At 34.3% G+C, this 2,449-nt stretch carries 2 protein-coding genes; one reads left to right on the forward strand and one right to left on the reverse strand.

Annotation, left to right across the window (positions count from 1 at the left end):
* Positions 1 to 782: 782 nt before the first annotated feature.
* Positions 783 to 1,256, forward strand: a complete 474-nt coding sequence (locus AC3DU7_RS31140; RefSeq protein ID WP_488043104.1) for an RNA recognition motif domain-containing protein — start codon at positions 783 to 785, stop codon at positions 1,254 to 1,256.
* Positions 1,257 to 2,199: 943 nt separating this feature from the next.
* Here the strand turns inward: AC3DU7_RS31140 and AC3DU7_RS31145 are convergent.
* Positions 2,200 to 2,449, reverse strand: a 250-nt coding sequence (locus AC3DU7_RS31145; protein WP_488043105.1) for a squalene/phytoene synthase family protein, incomplete at its 5' end; no start/stop codon positions are given.

Raw genomic sequence — 2,449 nt, forward strand, 5'->3', positions numbered from 1 at the left:
TGGGAATTATAGTTCGATAACACTTAAATCCCCGAGAGTTAGGGAAAGTAAGGATTTTAGCCAAGTTGACAAATTAGCTTTTAAGCAGATCAATTTTGAATCTTAATGAAACACTCAAAAAATTCAAGCTATCCTTGATAATAACATAGAGCTTTTCTTTGAGGATAGGGCTTGAAACCGAACTTTTTGGTTAAAAAATATTAGTAGCCAAATTTTTCAAAAATATATAGATTATTGACTTATGGTTGTAATAAGTTTATACTGATCAGATACAATATTGTCTGTTAAAAAATTAAATATCTGACATGAACATTTCCGGTTTGATGAGAAAATAAGGCAAATATTATGGTTAAGAGTTAGTTGTCAACAGTATGTAGTATACTACAAATAAATATACTATTCAACAATTAGATTGCTTGAATTTAGCAGGCTTTAAAGTTATATTTATAAGTTAGGGTTATCAGCGTTTAGCAAATCAATATCAAAAAGAAGTAATTTAGCAAAACCTATAGCCTGGTTTACTGAGTTGTGACTAAAAAGTTTAAAAACAACCTGATAAAATCAGATTATCTGCTAAAGTTAACCAAATTGGAAAATGGGAGATCGTCTCACTTATTATTAAGAGTAAATAGTAATATTTGTCTCAGGTTTTTCGCACTTCAGAGTCAGGAGCAGTTTTTTTTTTGAGCGCCCTCTTCTTTTGTTTGTGTTCAGTCAATCTCAGTTAACAAAGTTTTTGTTTTATTGTAATTAAATCAAGTTAAGGTCTGGAGGAAATTGCTATGTCAATTCGTTTGTATATAGGTAATCTACCTAAAGAAGTAATGGAACGTCAAGAACTGCAAGAAGTTTTTGCCGAAGAAGGTGATAGTGTGATCGCTAAATTGATCACAGATCGTAAAACTGGTAAGTGTCGTGGTTTTGGCTTTGTAACAGTCAAAAATGATGAACAAGCTGACCAAATTATTGAAAAGTACAATGGTCATCAGTTTAAAGAAAGTCCTTTGAAAATTGAGAAAGCTTTGCCCCGCTCTAAGAATAAGGGCGAGTCAGAAAAGACTGAGGATGAGTCAAAACCAACAAACAAAAGCAGTGGCAAGGTTAAAAAATCTCGTCGTGAAAAGGATAAAGGAGCATCTAAGAATACCAGTAGTACTTCTAGTTCTAGTGGAAATGATGCAGTTCAGCCAGATCCCCGTTGGGCAGATGCGTTAGCAGAGTTAAAGCAGCGTTTAGCAGCTACTACTAATTCTTAAGAAAACAAACGGCGTTGCTGAATTAGTGTATGATATTCACCTTAATCACTTAGGAGTTAACCTACTCCTAACCCTTACCAGGAAGGGAATTCAAAAGTCAGGAAGGAAGCAAAGAAGAATAGAAGGAGAAAGTTTTTTGGTCGTTCGCGTAAGCGGAACAGAGCTCTATCCCTAATTATCCCGACATGACATCATACCTAAAATCACCAACGCCAGACAAACAATTAAGAGGCTGTTTATCAATAAAAGATTAAGTAAGCCGTGTTACAGCACGCTTATTATAAAATCTTAAGTTGATAACAGTCACTTTAAAGCCTTCGATTTAATAAATAAATCAAAGGCTATTTTTATAGTTTAATTTTTGACTAAGACAAGAAAGATTTCAGTTGATTAGCTATAGATTTCACGATCATGAATTTTATATTTAATAAGTTTGGAACCACTATGCCTGTAGCTAAACTTACCTGCTTCATAAAACTGATATAAAACGTCAAAACAATTGGCTTTTTAATGTTTAATTCCTACTTCTTACAGGACTATCGGCAGCACTCCGTCCACAGGCATCAATAGTCAAACCAACCGCATTTACTTAGGGTTTGCTGATTAATTATGAAAGCTTTGAAAGGTAAAAGCTTTAGCCTTTTCAGGTACTAAGGGAGTACCAGCTTTTAGGTGGTAATGGTTCAATTGGGAGGGTATTTTAGGCAATAGAAGGGAAGAAAAATCTTGGGACGATTCTTCTGACTACCTCTTCTATAATTTCCATTCCTCTTGACTTCTGGATTCTGGCTCCTGCCCCTACCACTCATACTTTATTCAGCAAACCCTACTTAAATTAATACTTGCATCTCATACACTATCTATATTATAGATATACCACTCTTAGGACACTCTATGATTCAAAATAACTATATGTTATAAGAAAAAATTCAAAAAGAAAAACTTATAACACTTTCGATCTAAGTAATGCTATGGGTAAACATACTAATTTTCGAGGGGTAGAAACGTAAGCTCGACGGTTAAACACATCATATTGATTGCGCTCAATAGCATCTAAAATTTTACTGTAAAGCATGGAAGCTGACCAAACAGGCCAACGAATATCAGGATTCAAACGCCTAATACCTTTTTCTGCATCAACAAAAAACTTTCGTGCCCTGTTAATCTGAAATTTCATTAATTCTCGCCAGCGT

The organism is Okeania sp. (assembly GCF_983059655.1).